General features: G+C 45.2%; 16 protein-coding genes. 7 read left to right on the top strand and 9 right to left on the bottom strand.

The features are described 5' to 3' along the window. The first annotated feature begins 4 nt into the window (after positions 1 to 4). The 3 genes from recF to J7J62_08050 are packed head-to-tail and all read left to right on the top strand — an operon-like array spanning position 5 to position 2306. On the top strand, positions 5 to 1126 hold the full coding sequence (gene recF, locus J7J62_08060) for a DNA replication and repair protein RecF (GenBank protein MCD6125107.1): 1122 nt from the start codon (positions 5 to 7) through the stop codon (positions 1124 to 1126). Then, positions 1105 to 1392 carry a DUF721 domain-containing protein gene (locus J7J62_08055; GenBank protein ID MCD6125106.1) on the top strand — a complete coding sequence of 96 codons (288 nt, stop codon included), beginning with the start codon at positions 1105 to 1107 and terminating at the stop codon, positions 1390 to 1392. Before recF ends, J7J62_08055 begins: the two co-directional genes overlap by 22 nt. Next, complete coding sequence (locus tag J7J62_08050) at positions 1389 to 2306, top strand: dihydroorotate dehydrogenase (protein MCD6125105.1); 918 nt, start codon at positions 1389 to 1391, stop codon at positions 2304 to 2306. Before J7J62_08055 ends, J7J62_08050 begins: the two co-directional genes overlap by 4 nt. 18 nt (positions 2307 to 2324) lie before the next feature. Here J7J62_08050 and J7J62_08045 read toward each other — a convergent pair whose 3' ends face one another. The 9 genes from J7J62_08045 to J7J62_08005 form a co-directional block, all read right to left on the bottom strand. After that, positions 2325 to 3242 (bottom strand): hypothetical protein, encoded by a 918-nt coding sequence (locus J7J62_08045; GenBank protein ID MCD6125104.1) that lies wholly within the window; start codon positions 3240 to 3242, stop codon positions 2325 to 2327. Positions 3243 to 3244: 2 nt separating this feature from the next. Next, positions 3245 to 5899 carry a type IX secretion system membrane protein PorP/SprF gene (locus tag J7J62_08040; GenBank protein ID MCD6125103.1) on the bottom strand — a complete coding sequence of 885 codons (2655 nt, stop codon included), beginning with the start codon at positions 5897 to 5899 and terminating at the stop codon, positions 3245 to 3247. Between the two features lies 1 nt (position 5900). Continuing rightward, entirely contained in the window at positions 5901 to 11264 is a 5364-nt protein-coding gene (locus J7J62_08035) for a hypothetical protein (protein MCD6125102.1), read from the bottom strand. A 32-nt stretch (positions 11265 to 11296) separates the two neighbouring features. After that, complete coding sequence (gene thiE, locus J7J62_08030) at positions 11297 to 11932, bottom strand: thiamine phosphate synthase (protein ID MCD6125101.1); 636 nt, start codon at positions 11930 to 11932, stop codon at positions 11297 to 11299. Then, the gene (gene dtd / locus J7J62_08025) at positions 11933 to 12388 is read right to left on the bottom strand and encodes a D-tyrosyl-tRNA(Tyr) deacylase (GenBank protein ID MCD6125100.1); all 456 of its coding nucleotides are present in this window, start codon (positions 12386 to 12388) and stop codon (positions 11933 to 11935) included. It lies immediately after the preceding gene. Between the two features lie 9 nt (positions 12389 to 12397). Beyond that, positions 12398 to 13663, bottom strand: a complete 1266-nt coding sequence (locus J7J62_08020) for a hypothetical protein (GenBank protein MCD6125099.1) — start codon at positions 13661 to 13663, stop codon at positions 12398 to 12400. Between the two features lie 20 nt (positions 13664 to 13683). After that, a complete protein-coding gene (locus tag J7J62_08015; GenBank protein MCD6125098.1) occupies positions 13684 to 14100 on the bottom strand; it encodes a hypothetical protein in 417 nt (138 codons plus the stop codon). 128 nt (positions 14101 to 14228) lie between these two features. Beyond that, positions 14229 to 15659: an aldehyde dehydrogenase family protein gene (locus J7J62_08010; GenBank protein ID MCD6125097.1), complete on the bottom strand. Its 1431-nt coding sequence runs from the start codon at positions 15657 to 15659 to the stop codon at positions 14229 to 14231. A gap of 22 nt (positions 15660 to 15681) precedes the next feature. After that, a complete protein-coding gene (locus J7J62_08005; protein MCD6125096.1) occupies positions 15682 to 16470 on the bottom strand; it encodes an electron transfer flavoprotein subunit beta/FixA family protein in 789 nt (262 codons plus the stop codon). Between the two features lie 153 nt (positions 16471 to 16623). Between J7J62_08005 and J7J62_08000 the strand changes: the two genes are divergently transcribed. The 4 genes from J7J62_08000 to J7J62_07985 form a co-directional block, all read left to right on the top strand. Further along, positions 16624 to 17544 carry a cytochrome c biogenesis protein CcdA gene (locus tag J7J62_08000; protein MCD6125095.1) on the top strand — a complete coding sequence of 307 codons (921 nt, stop codon included), beginning with the start codon at positions 16624 to 16626 and terminating at the stop codon, positions 17542 to 17544. Then, positions 17541 to 17915, top strand: coding sequence for a RidA family protein (locus tag J7J62_07995; protein MCD6125094.1), 375 nt, complete (start codon positions 17541 to 17543; stop codon positions 17913 to 17915). The genes J7J62_08000 and J7J62_07995 overlap by 4 nt, the downstream gene beginning before the upstream one ends. A 96-nt stretch (positions 17916 to 18011) precedes the next feature. Further along, on the top strand, positions 18012 to 19856 hold the full coding sequence (locus J7J62_07990) for a glutamate mutase L (GenBank protein MCD6125093.1): 1845 nt from the start codon (positions 18012 to 18014) through the stop codon (positions 19854 to 19856). Between the two features lie 12 nt (positions 19857 to 19868). After that, the coding region (locus tag J7J62_07985) for a DNA-directed RNA polymerase subunit omega (protein MCD6125092.1) at positions 19869 to 20138 on the top strand (270 nt) is incomplete at its 3' end.

Here is a 20138-nt window from a genome sequence, read left to right as displayed (position 1 = left end):
CGTTATGCTCGCGAATTTAAAACTCAAAAACTTCAGAAACTACGAACACGCGGAAATATCACTATCCCCTACACTAAACATAATAACCGCTCCAAATGGCTACGGAAAAACGAATTTACTTGAGGCAATCTACCTTTGCGGTTTCGGAAAATCATTCAGAGGAATAAATCAGCGCTTCGTCAACTTCGATGCGGAATTCGCCAGAATAGAAGCGAGCGCCCCAGAAAGAACGAAAATAACCATAGTTATTCAAGCCGACGGCACGAAAAAGATAACGCTTAATGAAAAAGGCATAAATAAGCTTTCCGAGCTTCTGGGTTACTTTCCCATAACCTACATAGGACCAGGCGAAATAGCCGTTGTATCAGGTCCACCTTCCATAAGGCGAAAGATGATGGACGCTCACATATGCCAGTTCGACCCGATATATACCGAAACTCTAATTAGCTACCATAAGATACTTAAAAGAAGGAATGCTGCGCTTAAAGGCATAGCAGAACAAACTATAGCAGGCGGAATGATTTTGCTGGACACTCTTGAAGACCAGCTCGCTAACTATGGAGCCAGAATAATAGCCGAAAGGATGAAATTTCTGGACGCAATATCGCCGCTTGCCGCAGATTTCTTTTCCACCATACACGGTGAAAAAGCCCCGGAGATAAAATTCATTTATCAGAGCACGATTCAGATTCCGCAGGATATAACGAAACTTACGACAGCTCTAAAAGCAGCTCTTGAGAGCATGCGTAGGCGCGACTTAGCACTTTTCTCAACGACTATAGGTCCTCACCGAGACGATTTTACCATAGTTATAGATGGTCTTCCAGCACGCAGATTCGCGTCGTGGGGGCAATCGAGGATGATATCGCTTGCGATATACTTTAGTGCGGCTAAATTAACTGGTGACAAGTCGAGAAAAATTCCTACGGTACTTCTTGACGATGCACTCGCTGAGCTCGACCCAGAAAGGGCGAGGAATGCACTTGAAATAGCGCCTACTGTAGCACAGGTCGTCGCAGTTACGCCTCATGAAATGCCGGAAGTAAACGCAGTAAAAACCAAAAAGTTCAGGATGCCAGAACCCGGAAAAATCGAGGAGGAAAGTTGCAAGGACCCGAAAAAATAGGGGATTTCCTGGAATCAGCTTTAAGAAGCATGGGAATATGGGACGAAGTACAGGACGCAAAAATACTCATCGACTGGGAAGAGATAGTGGGAGAAAAACTGGCAAAAGTAGCTAAACCGGTGAGGTTTGAAGACGGTGAACTATGGATTGCTGTCGAAGACCCAAGCTGGCGAAACGAGATATTCAACATAAGGGACGCGATAATAAAAAAAATAAACGATAAACTTGGAAAAGAACTAATAAAGAAGCTATGGATAGTGAAATGAATGTTTCCCTTGAGACCGAATTAGGAGACTTAACCCTTAAAAACCCGATAATATTAGCATCAGGCACTGCCGGTTTCGGCATAGAACTTGCCGAAACTATTGACCTATCAAAAATAGGAGCTATAGTCACAAAAACATTAACGGCTTCCCCACGCGAAGGGAATCCGCCACCTCGAATATGGGAAACTGAGTGTGGAATGATAAATTCAATAGGTCTTGAAAATCCCGGCATTGACCTGTTTGTAAAGGAGATCGCTCAGCAACTCGAAGATATCGACACCAAAATTGTGGTCAGCATAGGCGGCGAGAACGAAGAAGAATTTGCGGAATTGGCTCACAAAATCGATAGCATAGAACACATTGCTGCCATCGAACTAAACCTTTCGTGTCCCAATGTCAAGCGTGGGGGGATACAGTTTGGGCAAAATCCACGACTCGTCGAAAAAGTCGTTCTAATGGTTAAGAAAAACACCGATAAGCCAATCTGGGCTAAACTTACGCCACAGGTTTCCGACATCGTTGAGATAGCCAAGGCTGCGGAAGAAGGCGGTGCATCAGCAGTTGTAGTTGGAAACACAATCCCGGCAATGGCTATAGATATATGGAGCGGGAAACCTCGCTTGGGTGCCATAACAGGTGGATTATCCGGGCCTGCGATTCGCCCTGTCGCTGTCGCGCTTGTTTTCAAACTTTATGGCAAAATAGGAATACCCATAATAGGATGCGGCGGCGTAACCAAGCCGGAGGACGCTGTGGAACTAATGCTCGCGGGCGCAAGTGCTGTCCAAATCGGAACTGCAACATTCATCGATCATAAACTCCCCGAAAAAACAACGGACTTCATAGCAAACTATCTGGAGAAAAAAAGTAAAACGAAAATCGGCCAAATAATAGGAAAGGTAATCATAGACTGATGAAAAGCACCCACAAAGCTATTTTAAATCAAATCCTATTTCCACAACATGCATAGGTGGGACACCATAAGGCTGAGCTGATATCGCATAGCCGAAACTTATCCGTTTAAAAAAGCCCAGCTTAATGTTCAGACCAAACCCTGCTGAAAATCTTCCGTCACGCACCCCAAAAGTTACCACAAAGCTTTCATGAGGAGAACACTCTGCGCCGACAGAATACGATAAGTCCTTATCACCGATGAGAAAAATATCGGCATCAAATTTATAATTTATACTTTTTACAGTTCCCCGCTTCTCACCTCCAAATCGCCAAAAGAGGGGCAATTTATCTCTGGATGTTCTGCCATCATCGTAGTAATCGCTTGAATTCCACTTTAACTCGAGTGAGATATTGGTAGCACTCGCTCCGACAATAATACCATATTTTTTCAATTCATAGAAAATCCCGCCTGCAAGACCAGCCGAATATGCGTTGAGGTTTTCAATATTGGATTGAACATATTGGACACCCAACCCAGCGTGCAGACCACCGTAAACTTCCTTGGCAAACGAGAAATACACAGCGTCATTGTTATTATTCACCTTTCCCGTTATGTTTCCATCTATATCTCTTCTCTCAACATCAGCCACCGAGGAATGCACCCAAACCACCCCAATGCCCGCTTCATCTCTAATTTGAGTTGCGAAAGCTGCGTAATACATTCTTCTTCCAAGCCCAAGGAAAAGATTCCCAAATCCTATAGATGGTTTTCCACGAGCGGACACAAGAGCGGGATTATAAAATGGGGCGAATACGCTGTTCCTGTCCGCGGTGCCTGCACAACCCCTGCCGATGTGCTCCGCCCCTATTCCGATGGTTAAATATTTAGCTGGCTCGCCCGCGCCGTAAACGAGCGCAAACAAAGCTGCTATGACTATTACGGTGCTTATTTTCATGATTACTTTCTATACCGATACTCAAGCATTACTCTTCTATTGATGTTCCTTCCATACGGTGAGCTATTATCTCCAAGAAGTTCATCTTTAAGTCTGTAAGGATGCGAATAACCATATCCCTCAAATGAAATGGAAACTTTATGATTCGCAAGCCATTTGTCAAGCTGGTTCTCCGATACCCCAGCAAAATATGAGACATACCTTCGCAATATCTCGTACTCCCTTTTGGCTCTCATTCGGGAAAGTTTCATGTTCCTCCTGAGTGGGCCTATGTCATCAGTATGCCCCTGAACCTGTGCCCATTGCTCGTAACCGGAGTCAGCCCTCGCAACGAGAAGTCTCGCAAAGTTGAAAAGCCGCCTTTCCAGATACCTTGAAAGTGGTTCACTCTCGTCGAAAACGAACTCAACGATGAACATATTCTCAACCGTTTCCGAATGCTCCCGCGGAATCAACCATACAGTATCAGTGGATAAGAATGTTTTCGTGCCGTCCTCTGTCCTAATGGTCATCGACAACAAATATTTAGTTTTTGGAGCTATAAGGTTTTTCCCGTCAAGAGTCCAGTCCCAGAGTATCTGCTCAGGTGGTGATCCCTTGCCTGAGGCCAAAGTAGCCGAAGATTTATTGCCAACCTCAAAAATTGAGAGTTTCCAGTCGTGCACTTTCCCCACTTTCGTTTCGATTTCAATACTATTCTGGTTGGGCTGTGGATTGGTCCATTTCTCACAGAACGGGAATCTTTCACGAGGACGATAAAGTATTCCATCGGGGTCAATTATAAAAGAGCGCACTTTCAGGGTTTCAACGGGTTCAATAACGATTCTCTGGGAAAGATTGGTATTTTCCGTCACTAACATGCGCCTTAACGAATCCGCCTGCAAAAAAGGAACTCTACCCTTTGGCACAAGGAAAACCAGCACGAACTCTGGATTCCTCCTCATGAGCTCAACAGCCTCGCTTATTGACTTTGGCTTTTCATCCAGAGCAACTTTAAATTCTACACGCCTGTTCTCCTGGGCTATGCGGGGGTCAGGATTTTCGATTTGGGGACTTACTCGCGGCTTAAGATAGTCATGTTCCTCCGAAATTTTGACCTGTTCCCCAACGCCAAGTCTCTCGAAAAGCTCGTGAACCCTTTTGGCTCGTCTTTTAGCGAGGTTCTGTGGGTCAGTTTCCGTGGACTCAGCGAAACCGAACACAATAATTTTAGCGTCAGGATTTTTCGATAGACGAGCAGCATAAGCAGTTATCACATGAATTGCGATGGAATCAAGTGAATCACCGTTAAAGTCGAAGAACACTACGGGCACAAGTGGTTCCTCCTCCACTTTAACGAGCATCTGGGTAGCGGAAAGTTTTGTGTAAAGTGGTCTTATGATGACAGTTTCTGGTGGCGCAGTGACAGTAATTGCTAACTTTCTACAATTGTTGGATAGCTTACTATCCTTAAGTATTGGCTTTATCAGCGGCAACACGCGCTCGTTAACATTTATGCAAACCTGAATCGTATCGACACCTTTCTTTTTCGGCGTCCACGCTTTGCTCAACACCCTCGATTGTCCCGGTTGCAAAGACGGCAAAACCTCAATAGGATAAATAAGATTCCAGCTTCCACCCTCGAAAACCCGAAATACGACCGGAATATTTCTCCTTCCCGCTTTACCTTTATTAGAAAGAAAAGCTTTTATTTCCGTCTTACTTCCTCTTAATACAGTTTTTTTGGTTGCGAGTGAATCACAGGAAAAGTCAGGATTCAAAACCCTCAGCAGGGGACCATTTATTTTCAGCCCGAAACTATGAGCCATTATGCCTTCATGGCGAAGATGGCTTTCAAGCGGAATCTCAACCGAGTAAGATATACCAATTCCTTGCCATATGCCCGGAATCTTGACATTCAACCCCCCATAAAATTTGGATGAATTAACTCCCAAACACCATGAAACGACATCGTAGTAAAACTTGCCCCTCAGGGATAGGTCAAAGATTGGATTTGCTTCATCTCCAATTACCTTGCTGCGATAAGCCACAGAGAAATTTGGCTCCACGAATTTCGAAACTTTGTAGCTCATGCCAAGAAAAAGCATTGCTGGAAATCCTGAGCCGTCATTGCTTAAGGCAAGGTTTGGTGAATTCACATCCACAGCTGAGAAAGCTACCATTATTTTATCCATTGGCTTCCATATTGCGCCAACAGATATTGTCGGCGAAAGCGCGGAGTTATTCTGGCTAAGAGGTTCATCCGGCGGTAAATCGAAAGAGCTATTTATCATACCAAGTCCTAATCCACCAAACAATCGCTTCCCGAATACATGTCCATAACTAAGATTCAGCCGAAGAAGTTTTTCGGCGCCAATATGGCTATTCGCAATGTAAAAACCTACGCCGTCACGAAAAGAAAATGGATAGTTTAGCGCCAATGCACCCTGTTGAGCAGATTCACCTATTCCTGCTAATGGAAGACGAAACATAGCAACGATGGATGGATTTGGAATCAAACCCGACACAGCAGGATTAATGACAGAATAATCGATATTGTTAACTCTCGAATCACCGTTAAATAATAATAGATACTTAGAGTAAGATGATAGGCTCAAACTAAAACCTGCCAAAATAACTAAGATTGCAAAAATTATATTTCTAAATTTTGTCGCCATTTTACCTCACGACGGTTATAATGCCTTTACCTAATAGCTTGCCATCGCTGAAAGCCAGGAAAATGTATGCTCCTGCCGGACATTTTCGCCCGCTTTTGTCCTCCCCATGCCACACAATAACGACATTATCTCGCTGTATAGTAGCCACATGCTCAAAATCGGTTGTGAAAATTTCAACTTTGTTCGCTTTCCTCGATGGGAAAGTAAAAACAACAAAATCGTAGTATCCATCATCATTAGGTGTTATGACTCTTGGCTCCGCGGAAAACTTCTCCGGGCAAAGCACACCAGTACCTTTTAAACTCACCTCAATAGATGTATCGGCAAACCGAACGAGCAAATTTCCGTTATAATCAATCGTATCCGTTGGCTTAAATGCGATATCTACACCTGCCGTGTCATGGGGAAATATGGTAAACGCGCCCATGGATATCTCAAAAGCGCTTGAGCCAAAGATTTCAAGGCTCACATCAACGGGAACTTCAAGAGGATTGACAACAAAAACCGCCTTTCTCGCTGAATCACCCAAGCAAACCTCACCAAAACTGAGCGAATCGGGAAAAACATTGACTCTTACTCTTCTACAAATTATAACAAAGGTATCGGAACACGAAAGCGCTCTATCGTCGCCATAACCTGTCTCACTGTCCGCATCCAAGGCGCAAACCACCACAAACATCGAATCAGAATCGAGCATTATGGAATCCATCGGGCAGAAAATTGAATCATACGAGTTTATAACAAGCATAGTTTCAGCATGTTCAAATGATGAGCTAATGCTTTTAATTAAATAAACTGAATCAACTCCTGAAGAATCGAATATTTGCCAGCACGGTAAAATTCTATATCCACAATAACCCCAATCAATAGATGGCGGGCTTATATAAGGTCCCACCGTATCATCGTCGGGAATGTAAACTACAACGCTCTCCTCGGGAGCGAAGTTAGGACCACAATGATAAGCATCTTCCGGCACCATATCCGCTATTCCAACTAAATGTATTGTCGAATATCCGCGCTCAGGCAAAAGGTAGGGAACACTACTTAAGGATACGGTCAGAGTTTCACCTTCAATGCGTGGAGTGATAGACGAATGCGGCACCACATCACCGTTCACTATAAGGAATAGGCTATCCAGGCTAATCCCTGAGCTATCAACGCAAATAGATACAATGTCAGGTGTTCTTGTAAAAACGGTTTCGTAATCAGCGGGCACGATAATTCTCACATCCGGTGGATCGCGGTCAACAACAAAGTTTATAGCGATTGTATCAACATTGCCGAGCGTATCAGCCGCAACGATAGCGCCAGCAAAATTCGCGAATATACTGTCTGTCCATAATGAGTAATAAAACAAAATAGAATCGCCGACAAAAACAGTGGAATCAAAATCTATCGAATCAACACCCGGGACAATTAAACGCAAGTAACTTATGCTATCGATATCAAAATATCCGACCTCAACCAAAACAGGGTTGCAGGCAACTGGTAATGAATCAGGGAAAACAACCCAAACATTCGGGGGAGCTAAGGATATTGTGAAACTCCAGCAAATTATCGTGTCGTTGGGCGGGCAATAATCTGGGGCATCACGAACAGCGACGCATACGGTATGGACACCAACACCAAGAGCAGCGGTCGGTGAGAAAACGAGCGATTCCCCATTCCAAAAATCCCATGAACCCGCGACACGCCAAACACCATCGATGGCAAACGAATCAACCACAACGGTATCCGTTATGGAGTCGAAAAATGTTGATATAAACGAGGGTGTAACATTACTCGTTCTCAAACCTGGCGCTGGTGATTGCGCAACAATCGACGGCGGAAGTGTATCAAGGCGGAAATACCAGCACAAAGGACTTCCAAGTTCATTGCCAAGAATGTCGCGTGCATAAATGAGACACACGCGCAGAGTGCCATCCTCAAAGGGAATGTAACCGCTGAAAACGAGTGAATCGGTTCCAGCAGGATGAGAAATGGATGGGGACGACTGATTGTATAAAACCCCATTCAACGAAAGAACAAGCGTATCCCAGTCCACACCAGGAGTGTCAGTAATCTCGATAACTATAGGAAAATCATGGCAGGAAACTATCGCGCTATCAAAGGGTGAAAGCAATGTCGCAACTGGAGGCGTTGGTTCGATATAAAGTGTGACACAGCTTTCAGTAACATGAGGCGGACAACCATACATTGTGTCCAAAACATTGTCCATTGCCTTTATGCATACTCTTATCGAATCACCACCCACAAGACCAATGCCCAAAATTCTCGTACTTAGTCTTATCGTATCCCCAGCTCTTGATACGCTTGCATCCGAGGTCGTAAGGGTTCCTGCGAATGAGGATGTTTGCACGAAAAGGGAGCACGAAGACCAGTTTATACCTGAGATGCTGTCATAGAGCCAGAAAGCAATGTCTGGCGTTAATGTATATATCGTTTCGCCATCAGTGTAGGAAAGGGGCATTATTATTGGGTCCGAAAGGTCAACAATAAAGCTAACAACTATGCTATCATCCATGAACTCATTGCCCGCAATGTCGGGTGCTGACAATATCTCCACACGAACCGTCTCCCCATCCGAGTAAGGCGATGATGGGGTATAAGTTATGCTGCTTTCGGTTATTGCAAGCTGAGGTGAAAGGAAGTCCAAGGTATCTGGTTCATGGGAACCCAAAACCTCAATGTGCCATCGGTTCAAGCCGGTGAAATCGCGAAATATGAATCCAATACTTCTTCCCGAACAAGATGTAAAACCACCAAAAACGGTGTCAAAGCTCGTAAGTATTGGTCCAATGGCGTCAACTATGAACCAGTAATTAATTGTGTCGCGGTTACGCCCACATCGAGAAGCGCTATCTTCAGCCCAAACTACGCAGAAAACGGTTTCCTCTGCCCCAAACGATGTACCCCATGATGAGTGGTCGTAATAAAATGTATCCGCAGTTCGAGAAAGAATGCGCCCGAAAGGACTCGAAAGCCAAGCTTCAGCGACACCCGACATATCAGTAATTCGCAATACGATATTAGCCAAGGTGTCAGGAATTACACTTGCTGGAAGCGGGCTTATTGGAGTTATTCGCGGCGGCGACAGATCGATGATGAAACTAAACGGCACCGGAAAACTTCTGTTACCAACTGCATCCCTCATGGGAAGCAAAACACCCTCAACGGTATCACCATCGGTAAAAGGAGCAGGATTGGTATAAACAAGCGTATCACCATGCATCGATAGTCTTGGAGAGCCCCAACAAAAAGTGTCGTGAGCGAAAGCTACGCAAATACTCGAAGAATCAAGGTTGCTGTCGTGATTGAGCAGAAAAGCGATGCGCTGATTTTCGCAAGATACTTTCTCATAAAGCAGTGGCTCAATAAGAACCGCAGCCGGCGGCGAGCAGTCAACGCTGAACCAGAAAAGGGATGTGTCCAAAACATTGGGGCCGCAATATTCAGTTGAAACATTGTCAGGGCAACGAATTTTTATCCGCACGCTGTCGCATGCGCTCAGACTAACACCAATATCCGAAAGCGCGAGGGAATAAGCGAAAGTATCGTATCTATCGCGATGAAGAACGGAGAACGGAATTTCATACGGCGCACCGTTCACAAAGAGTGTTCCCGCAAAACCAATTCTGTTAATGCCCGAAATGGAGTCGTAAAGCCAGAAAAACACTGTTTCAGGAAGGGAAGAAGTTATACTCCTCAAAACTGGGGATATCGGAGCAAAAACTGGCGGCGAGAAATCGGTGTAAAAAATCCAATCGCTTGCGGCAACATCACTGGTGTGAGTAAGGCCATGAAATTGACACCAGAGTGTCTCACCATCTTGCCAGTAACCGAGCGAAGGCGCAAAAATAAGAGTATCCACCACCTCGAAAATAGTCGAATGAGTAGTCATCCAGAAAAACGGCGAATCGAGATGAACAACATCGGGAGTTGCTCTAAGGTTTGAACTTATGGTTAGGCTTACCGTAGCTGAATCAAGCCCAGAGCGGGAGGTAACCGTAACCAGTATAATCTGGTCACGGCATGCAGTAACAACTTCCGGTGGCGGTATAACGGACGGTTGTCGCGTGTCCACATAAATTTTAACCCGGAAACATGTGTCCAAAACATTAACGCAAAAATCGGGCGCATCACTTGCTCTAATACATATCCTCACGCGTTCGGAATCGAGCGTGCCCGGCATGGTAGAAAAAACATGGTTAAATGTTATCTCGCTCGTCGTGGGATTAATCGTAAATGGAGTTGAAACACTATTAACCGTAAGACTAACACTACCCCAATCAACACCAGAAAGCTCGTCCCAGAGTCTAATATGAAATGTAGTCACAGTATCCGTTATTAGTTCACCATCTCTCGGCACCACATCGACTACATATGGTGGACTTAGATCGGTCCAGAACCCCCAAGTGGTTTCTGAAACATTAGCATAAATGTCCTCGGCATAGACTGCAATGGTGTTATAGATGCCATCGGGAAGGCTGTCAAGCCTAAGCATAGCGTGTAGTCCCGAGGATGTGAAAACAGTCTCGTCAACAGCCACGGTTTCACCGTTAATTATGACAGAAAATGACACTATGCTGTCGACATCCATTATGTCAAACGACACTGAATCAGGGCACGCTATTATCTGTCCTTGTTGTGGGAATACGGGTATTATCCTCGGCGGCGTGAACAAGAGGTAGTAGGTAACGCATGAATCAGTTCTGTTAGCTCCACAGCCGACCGCCCTATCGGCAGCGGAAACGCATAAGCTAACTGTATCACCACCTTTAAGGACACCGAGCGAATTCATATCCACCAAAAGTGTTTCTCCGGACCAGAAAACCATGCTGGACGCAAACGAAAGAGTTGTAGTCCATGAGTCTTGACCTCTAACCGTTATAGTAACCCATGAAGAATCAGGTGATACACCTGCAAGAGCATCCAAGGTTCTTATCATAATGTTGTCAAATGCTCTCCACGGCAGAACTCCCGGCAATGTTATGAATTCAATTTCGGGTGGGGTGAAATCCGCCCAGAAATACATGTTCAAAGTCCGACAGTTGTGAAGCATATCGCAAATAGGTGCATAAAGCAAAAATACCGAATCACCGTCCATAAGCGGGACAGGAATTGAAAATCTGTATATTGAGTCGAGCGGCGAGGTAACACTTTCGGGTAAGTCGTAAAGGAACATTCTTATGGATGCTGTTAGAAAACTTGACTCGGTATCTATAGGGCTTTCGTCGGTAATCTTGAGTATTATTTGCCCCATAGGACACGAAAAATAACCACCGTTTCCAGGGATTAAGAATTCGACATTTGGGGGTATAGTATCGACAAATTGCCCGAACACAATTTGTGTCGAAAGAAGCATGAAAACAAATAATTTTCCAATGTTACATACTCTCAAGCCAACGCCTCCAGAAGCTTTTTGGCAGTGAGCTCCGGATTTTCCGACTTTATTACCGCAGATGCAACGCAAATCCGTTTTACACCTATACGAGTCACTTCAACAACATTTTCCTCGTTTATCCCACCGATGGCAAAAACCGGAACTTTGAGAACTTTATTAATTTTCCCAAGCTCATCCAGTGAGCCGGGACAAGGTTTTTCCTTTGTGGTGGTAGGGAAAATAGCACCATAACCTACATAGCTTGCTCCTTCTTTTTCGGCTTGCAAAGCTCGCTCAAGAGACCCGGCTGACGCACCTATTATGAAATCATCAGGACATATTTTGCGGGCAGCATGTATGGGCAGATCATTTTCACCAAGATGCACTCCATCAGCACCAGTTGACAGCGCCACCGAGACGCTGTCATTAACGATAAAGAGGGCTCCAAGTTCATGGGCTACTCGCAATAATTCCTGTGCCTCGTAAAAAAGTACCCTCTCACCTACCCCCTTATGCCGAAGCTGAAACATCCTTGCCCCACCCCGAAATGCAGCCCTCATAACATCAACTGCAGAAAAACCAGCCTCTGAAATAAGCTTCATATCGATTATCACATAAAGTTTTATATCATTTAAAAAAGGTTTTTTCATCTACCTCTTCCTTTTTGCCCTGCTATCAATAATAATAGTTACTGGACCGATATTTTCAATTCTAACCAGCATTCTCGCCCCGAAAACGCCGGTGCTCACTTCAATACCTTTTCCACGAAGCACCTCGACAAATGTCTGGAAAAGTTTCCTCGCACTTTCAGGCTCCATCGCTTTGTCGAATGAGGGTCTTCGCCCCCGGGTCGTGTCTGCGCAAAGGGTGAACTGTGATATAGCAAGAATTTTGCCACCAACATCGGCAACAGAGAGGTTCATTTTGCCAGCATCGTCCTCAAAAATTCGCAATCCGTAAACTTTTTCGGCGAGCTTTATCGCATCGGCAGGCGAATCGTCCGCAAAAACACCGACCAACACCACCAAACCGCCATCAATAACACCAACGATTTCGCCATCAACCTCAACGCTTGAGCGCCCCGAACGCTGAACAACTGCTATCATTAGAACTCCTCAGAATCTATACGAAACTCCGAAATAAATATCGCTCATTCTAATCTTGTGGTCAAGCAGATTGCCTAATGTGGTTCTTTCCTGCCTTTGCCAATTTGTGGAAACAGCGGTCAACTCAACCAACCAGCTTCTGCCGAAAAGCATGGCAATACCACCAGAAAAACTTTGTCGCTCAGCCGGAAAATTCGGAACATCGTACGGAACCGGGTCATACTTGTATCCAAATCTGAGTCGGGTGGGAAGGTATTTTATGGGGATAGTAACCTCAGCACCTGCGCTTATGGTCGTCGTTGCACGATAAGAATGAGGAATCTTGCGGTTCTGGCTCAACATCCACGACGGAGAACTGTAGGAAATTTGCTTCCAATCGGCGTAAACAACATCAGCGGCAAGATTAACATACGCTGTCCTTATTGCGACACCTGCGCCAAATTTAAAAGGCAAAGTGAATCGATATTCATTTTTGTAAATATCATCAATCTGGTCAAAAGAGCCGCCCTTAAAGTGTACTTCGGTGGCTTTGTGCCATTCCTGCTTTTTTGTAAGCACCGTTGGGAAATCCATCCTAAGCCCCAGCGTAAAGTATTTAACGGGGAAGAAAGCCAAGCCAATCCTTCCCGAGACGCCATCATAATCGTTAGTAACATCGTCATAAATAATGGAATCTTCAACCAGGGTATCGGAGAAACCGCTAAGCTTCGCAGACCATGAATAATTCTCAGCCCCATTAATAACATCCAGCGCAACACCAAAAGCGGTATATTTAGATGTCTGCACGCCAATCCCCATCTGCAAAGCCCCTATCCCTCCATCGGTATTTTCGGTCGCATGAATGCCAACATTGTCAACTCTTATTCCCTGGTATTCCACCATCTTGTCAAACGACTGGAATCTTGAAAAGCCTATAGCGAACGCGAGTCCTCCCCTCGTTGCGGCGGCAGGAAAAACTGCGCCTACAGTGCTCAACTTAACGCAGGAATATTGGGTTCCTATCCAACCACCATTATTAATTCTCGAATCCGTATTGCCGAACCGAAACATCATCGAGCCTGTTATTTCGTACTTGTAGACATAGGACAACATTGCAGGATTGTAGAATAATGCGGAATAATCCTGCGCCAATGCGATGTGAGCGCCACCCATAGCAGCTGCGCGCGCACCAACTCCTACGAACCCATCAGCAGCAGTTATCTCATCAGCAACATCCGAGCAGAAAGCAAGCGATATCAATGAAAATACGATAACATTTAACATAAATGTTTTCATGGTTAAACCTCCATTATTCTTCAAAGCCCTCGTTTATTTGGCGGTGGAGCCGTTGTGTCCGTTGGCTCAGTCTCGTGGTCGTTATCTGATGGTATAAATATGTTTATTATCAAATCGATGAAGTTCGACTCGAGGCAACAGCAATGATTTTCCTCTGCCCTTCTTCTTTTTACTATTCTTCCTTTCTCGGGAGTTTCGAACTCCTCCTCTTCTTTTACCGTTTCTTCCCCGCCCCTTAATCGCTTTTTGAACTGGCTCGACGGTCTCCAATAATACTGATTCCAATCTCTTACTGCCCTGTTATCAATGTATTGATACTCGTGTTCCCTTATCCACCTGCGAACATTAAAGCTTCTTCTCGCAATGAGTGTATAGCACGACTGCAAAGTCAGAACCATGAAGGCAAAAAACAATATCATAAAAATTGCTCTTCTCATATCTCATCCTCCTCCTCGCAAAAAAAATAAACAAAAACCGTGCCATTCACAGTTATAGTGGTAAACACTGCTTTTCTAATATTTGGTAACGAATAGCTGCCGAATCCACTTGCACAAAAATTGTGCTATTACTCGTTATCAGGCTTGTGAACCACGCAGACTTTTATATATGTCATGTGTTCAAGAGCGTATCGAGGACCTTCACGCCCGAGACCGCTTCCCTTCACACCACCATAAGGCATTATGTCAGCACGGAATGTGGGGACATCATTAACAACAACACCGCCCACCTCTATTTCCTCGAATGCTCTGCGTGCTGCGTTGATGTTGTTTGTGAAAATTCCCGCTTGAAGTCCGTACATGCTATCGTTAACCATATCGATAGCCTCGGATAGATCGCTCACTTTGTTCACCACAACCACAGGTGCGAATGCCTCCTTTTGTACTATAGTAGCGCTTTGCGGAACATTAATCAAAACTGTTGGCTCGAAGAGATTTCCATCATGATTCCCGCCTGTAACGACTTCACCGCCCTGCATGACAGCCTCGGAAATCCAGCTTGAAATCCTTTTAACATCATTTTCAGATATCATGGGTCCCATGGCCGTTGACTCATCAATAGGGTCGCCGAGCTTTATGTTTTTTGCCGCCGATACCACAAGTTCAACGAGTCTATCGAAAATTGGCTCTTCAGCGTACACTCTCTGGACTGAAATACAAACCTGCCCTGCAAGCGCCATAGCACCTTTTACTATTCTGTCGGCAGCCCATAGCAAATCGGCATCGGAAAGCACTATGGCTGCTGAGTTTGAGCCGAGCTCAAAGGCAACACTTTTAAGTGCCACGGACTGGGAAAGTTTAACCCCGACATCGTAACTTCCAGTGAATGTGACCACTTTTATTCTTTCGTCCTTTGCTAATTTCTCACCCACCTTTGCACCGGGGCCGGGCAAGACACTCACAGCCTCCGGCGGATAGCCTGCATCTATGATAAGCTTTCCAAGCATTAGACCTGTTATGGGCGTTTTTGAGGCGGGTTTGAGAATGAACGGGTTCCCCGCCGCTATAGCGGGTCCAATCTTGTGAAGCGCCAAATTAAGCGGAAAATTAAATGGAGTTATAGCCAATACGGGACCAAGAGGGAATCTTTTGTAAAAGCCCCACTTTTTAGCCCCGTTCGGCGCCGAATCAAAGGGTATAACCTCCCCTACAGGCTCTCTTAAAAGGTGCGCTGAGAGCGCAAGATTCTCGATACCACGGCTTACCTCGAGTCTCGACTCGGCAATGGTTTTTCCCATTTCCATGGTTATTATCCGCGCGAAATCCTCGGCACGCTCTGCAAGTAAGTCACGAGCCTTGGTAAGAATTTGTTCGCGTTCCCTTGCAGTAAGGGTTCTTGTTAGTGAGAATGACCTTTTGGCACAATCTAAAGCTTTTTCGATCTCATCATCGCCAGCGACACTAACCCTCCCAACCACGGAACCATCGTAAGGTGAGCGGACCTCAAGCTTTTCCTCAGTAAAAACCTCCTTTCCACCAACTATTAACGGATAGTCCATTTCACCCTCCCTGATTATAATCTTATAAAATGTTCATTTCCTTCAATTTCTCGACGATTATTTTGGCGAGTTCTTCAGGCTCGCCCTCGAATTTCTCGCCGGCAGCGCGTTTTTCAGGCGTGAAAATCTTATCCACCTTGGTAGGTGAACCATCAAGCCCAATAAGGTTCTCATCAACGGGCAAGTCCTTAGCGGAAAGCTTTTTGATAGTGGCTTTTTTGGCTTTAAGCATCCCTCTAAGCGATGGTAGCCGTGGGTCTTTATCGCCTTTTATTATTGTCAGAACCGCCGGAAGTTTTACCTCGACAATTTCGTATCCGACTTCGGTCGAGCGCTCGACGATTATGCTATCATCCCTGAGTTCTTTTATTCTTTTAACGAATGTTACCTGCGGTATACCAAGCCACTCTGCTATTCCGGGACCTGTTTGCGCTGTATCGCCGTCTATAGCCTGCTTTCCCGTGAAAATAAGGTCCGCCCCACCGAGGTGTTTTATCGCGGTAGCCAATGTGTACGATGTTGCAAGGGTGTCAGAACCCGCGAATGCTCTATCGGTAATTAAATAAACCTCATCAGCACCCATTGCTATCGTTTGCCTAAGATTCTTTTCCGCGTGAGGCGGCGCCATGGATATGACGAAAACCTTGGTATCGGGTTTTTCGTCCTTTATTTGCAGTGCCTCTTCAAGAGCCGACATGTCAAAGGGATTTAATATCGCTGGAACGCCTTCTCTTATTAGTGTCCCCGTTTTAGGGTCAATTTTAACATCAGTAGTATCTGGAACCTCTTTCACGCACACGAAGATACGCATCTATCACTCCTCCTTTCCTCAATGCAACTGGTCAACATATTTTAAAAGAAATATATGATAAATCAAAGAACATTTAATGTTGATCGAGGTGCCACAACAGTTGCAAAATCAACTATTACTTGACAAAAAATCAATAATTTTTATTTTTGCTCAATGTTTGCTCAAAATGTGACAAGCTTTGGGGCATTTTTAGCAGGTCTGCTTTCTTTCCTATCACCGTGTATTCTTCCACTTGTGCCTTCGTATATAGCTTTCATATCAGGAGTATCAATCCTTGAGGTGCAGTCGGGCAAGTTCAACAAACTTTCTCTCTTTCTATCAGCGCTGTTTTTCGTTTTGGGCTTTTCCTTCGTTTTCATCGGGCTGGGCGCAACAGCTTCCACCCTTGGTAACTTTTTCGTTTCGAAAAGCTCATTGTTCATGCAAATAGGCGGCATCATAGTAATCTTTTTTGGTCTTGTTACCGCGAAAATAATAAACATCCCATTTCTTCAGTATGAAAAGAAGCTTGAGGTTTCCCGCAATCCGCTGACATACCTTGGCGCATTCATCGTCGGTATAGTTTTCGCTTTCGGGTGGTCACCGTGTGTGGGTCCCATACTCGCGGCTATATTAACGCTGGCTGCGCAGCAAGAAACCGTTGGTCAGGGGATAAAGCTTCTTGCGATATATTCAGCAGGCCTCGCAATACCGTTTCTGGTGCTGCCCTTCGCTATAAACCCATTCTTTAAATTTATGGCGAGAGTGCGCAAATACCTTGGAGTAGTTGAGCTGGCGGCGGGAAAGCTTCTTGTGGTAATGGGCATGATGCTTGCACTGGGAACCTTTCAGAAACTTTCGGAATCCATGGGCGAAGTTACAATACTTTCGGCAAGCATTCTGGTTACTTTCGTTAGCGTCGCAGTAACGCAGATATGGATTCTTGTTGCGTTCGTTAATTGGCTCAACGAAAAAGGGCACACGGAAATCCCCTGGTCAGCAAGATTGCTGTTTTTCATAGACCTTCTCAGCGTTGCCATGCTCCATGTTATAGCAACATTCAAGGAACACATGACCATACCGGAGGGAACATGAAAATAATTAACACAGACAAAGCTCCGAAAGCTATAGGACCTTATTCGCAAGGAGTTATATCAAATGGGTTTATTTTTGTTTCCGGGCAAATAGCATTAAATCCTGCTACTAACTCATTGATTTCTGGCGGAATAGAAGAGCAAACTTTAAGAGTTCTCGAAAACATTGAGGCGATACTTGAGGCTGCCGGCTCATCAAAGGAGAAAGTGGTTCGCTGCGATGTTTTTCTTACGGACCTGAAACTATTCCCAGATTTCAACAAAGCTTACGAAAAATTCTTTGGGGAACACAAGCCAACAAGAGTTACAGTAGAGGTATCATCGCTTCCGAAAGGTGCGTTGGTGGAAATTTCTGCTATTGCGGAAATCTGACCAGCCAATATTATATTATTCATAAAAATTTTTTCTTGTCACCAAAACTTTTAATCTTATTTTTGATTCCCATAAATTCAAGATACGGGGGAAAAGATGGGAAAAGAACCTAAAGACATAAATGTTATAATAGCCACAGACTGTGGTAGCACCACGACAAAAGCTATACTTATTGAGCGGAGAAACGGGACTTACCGTTTGATAGTGCGCGGTGAGGCACCCACGACTGTCGAGGCACCGTTTGAAGATGTTACCATGGGTGTGCTAAACTCTGTTAACGAGGTAGAGGAATTAACGGGAAGAAAGTTAATTGACGATCACGGACAAATAATAAGACCTGCACAGGGCAATGTGGGTGCAGACATTTATGTTTCCACCTCATCCGCTGGCGGTGGACTTCAGATGATGGTTGTCGGACTTATTCGCACTATGACCGCTGAATCAGCAGAAAGGGCAGCCCTTGGCGCAGGTGCCATAGTAATGGATGTTATAGCCGCTAACGATAAACGACTCCCGCATGAGCAAATAGAAAGGATTCGAAGGCTAAGACCTGACATGATACTTCTTGCCGGTGGCGTTGATGGCGGCAACATTCAGCAAGTAGTGCAAATGGCTGAGCTTATAGCTGCGGCTAATCCGAAACCAAGGCTCGGAATAGGCTATAGACTTCCAGTCATATTTGCCGGCAACAAAAACGCGCGTGATGCCGTGAAAAATGTTCTTGATGGCAAAGTGGACCTTCACATAGTGGACAATATAAGACCAACCCTCGATACGGAGAACCTCGAGCCAGCCCGCGAATCCATACACAACCTCTTTATGGAACATGTTATGGCACAAGCACCGGGCTACAAAAAGCTTATGTCGTGGACCGATGCACCCATAAGACCAACCCCGGGTGCCGTCGGCGATATGATGAAACTGGTAGCCGACGAAGAAGGAATACAAATTCTTGGCGTAGACATTGGCGGCGCAACCACCGATATCTTCTCCGTCTTCAGGGATTCAAAGGGTATCCCGAGATTCAACCGGACCGTATCAGCCAACCTCGGGATGAGTTATTCCATCTCAAATGTATTCACCGAGGCAGGACTTGATAACATAATGCGGTGGATACCTTTCGACATGGATGAGCGCTCGTTAAGAAATCAGGTCAAGAACAAGATGATTCGACCGACGACGATACCGCAAAACATGGAAACCCTTATTTTCGAGCAGGCAGTAGCACGAGAAGCTATAAGGCTTGCTTTCAGGCACCACAAAACATTCGCTACTGAGCTTAAAGGAGTCCAGAAAAGGAGAACAGTCTCCGAAACATTCGACCAATCAGCCGAAATAGCGCACACGCTCGTTAATATGATGACACTCGACATTATAATAGGCTCAGGCGGCGTCTTGTCTCACGCTCCCCGTCGGAATCAGGCTGCTATGATGATGCTCGATGCTTTCCAGCCCGAGGGCATAACGCAGCTCGCCGTGGACTCGATATTTATGATGCCACATCTCGGAGTGCTGGCTCAGGTCCACAAAGAAGCGGCTTTGCAGGTATTCCACAAGGATTGCCTTATAAGGCTTGGAACATCCATTGTGCCAACCGGGCTGGGAAAGGAAGGAAAGAAAATTCTCGAATTCGAGATAACCTACCCAGACGGTCACACAGAAAGCGGGGAACTTTACTATGGCGAGATTAAATTGCTGCCATTGGGCGTCGATGAGGTTGCGAAGGCAAGGTTAAAACCATCAAGGGGATTCGATCTTGGTGAGGGTTCTGGCAAAGAAGTCCAAGCGGAACTCCATGGAGGCGTGGTTGGCATAATACTTGATGGTAGAGGAAGACCATTGGTGATTCCGCAGGACAAAAGCAAAAGAATAGAATACCTTAGGAAATGGCTTCTTGCCATGAATGTGTATCCGGAATGGGTTTTTGAAAAATTCAAATAACGGAGGGAAAACATGCAGAACCTTAAGAAATACATATTCACTCAAAAGGGGTCGGCCGAGGATAAGCTGGAAACCTTTACGCCGCCGCTTCGTGGGATGACGAAATACGAGCTCGTGCTGCTTCTGGCGAAAAGGGCAAGGGAAATAAACCAGCTCAGAATAGACCTGCAAAAAAAGTATAATGTTCATCTCATAGAGAAGCGCAAACCGATAATGATGGCGCTCGATGAATATCTTAGAGGGGAGTTAGGGCCGCGGGAAAGTTTCTCCCCCGAGAAAAGG

The sequence above is a fragment of the bacterium genome (assembly GCA_021159335.1).
Taxonomy (GTDB): Bacteria; UBP14; UBA6098; order B30-G16; family B30-G16; genus JAGGRZ01.
The sequence above is the reverse complement of the archived record's forward strand: the minus strand, read 5'-3'. Positions and strand labels throughout refer to the sequence as shown.

What these genes read in the sequence shown, in the direction of transcription:
- J7J62_08020 (MCD6125099.1), bottom strand. Translation starts at nt 13,663, where the DNA reads ATGAAAACATTTATGTTAAATGTTATCGTATTTTCATTGATATCGCTT.
- thiE (MCD6125101.1), bottom strand. Translation starts at nt 11,932, where the DNA reads ATGAAAAAACCTTTTTTAAATGATATAAAACTTTATGTGATAATCGAT.
- J7J62_08015 (MCD6125098.1), bottom strand. Translation starts at nt 14,100, where the DNA reads ATGAGAAGAGCAATTTTTATGATATTGTTTTTTGCCTTCATGGTTCTG.
- J7J62_08010 (MCD6125097.1), bottom strand. Translation starts at nt 15,659, where the DNA reads ATGGACTATCCGTTAATAGTTGGTGGAAAGGAGGTTTTTACTGAGGAA.
- J7J62_08000 (MCD6125095.1), top strand. Translation starts at nt 16,624, where the DNA reads ATGTTTGCTCAAAATGTGACAAGCTTTGGGGCATTTTTAGCAGGTCTG.
- J7J62_08050 (MCD6125105.1), top strand. Translation starts at nt 1,389, where the DNA reads ATGAATGTTTCCCTTGAGACCGAATTAGGAGACTTAACCCTTAAAAAC.
- J7J62_08040 (MCD6125103.1), bottom strand. Translation starts at nt 5,899, where the DNA reads ATGGCGACAAAATTTAGAAATATAATTTTTGCAATCTTAGTTATTTTG.
- dtd (MCD6125100.1), bottom strand. Translation starts at nt 12,388, where the DNA reads ATGATAGCAGTTGTTCAGCGTTCGGGGCGCTCAAGCGTTGAGGTTGAT.
- recF (MCD6125107.1), top strand. Translation starts at nt 5, where the DNA reads ATGCTCGCGAATTTAAAACTCAAAAACTTCAGAAACTACGAACACGCG.
- J7J62_07990 (MCD6125093.1), top strand. Translation starts at nt 18,012, where the DNA reads ATGGGAAAAGAACCTAAAGACATAAATGTTATAATAGCCACAGACTGT.
- J7J62_08005 (MCD6125096.1), bottom strand. Translation starts at nt 16,470, where the DNA reads ATGCGTATCTTCGTGTGCGTGAAAGAGGTTCCAGATACTACTGATGTT.
- J7J62_08035 (MCD6125102.1), bottom strand. Translation starts at nt 11,264, where the DNA reads ATGCTTCTTTCGACACAAATTGTGTTCGGGCAATTTGTCGATACTATA.
- J7J62_07995 (MCD6125094.1), top strand. Translation starts at nt 17,541, where the DNA reads ATGAAAATAATTAACACAGACAAAGCTCCGAAAGCTATAGGACCTTAT.
- J7J62_08045 (MCD6125104.1), bottom strand. Translation starts at nt 3,242, where the DNA reads ATGAAAATAAGCACCGTAATAGTCATAGCAGCTTTGTTTGCGCTCGTT.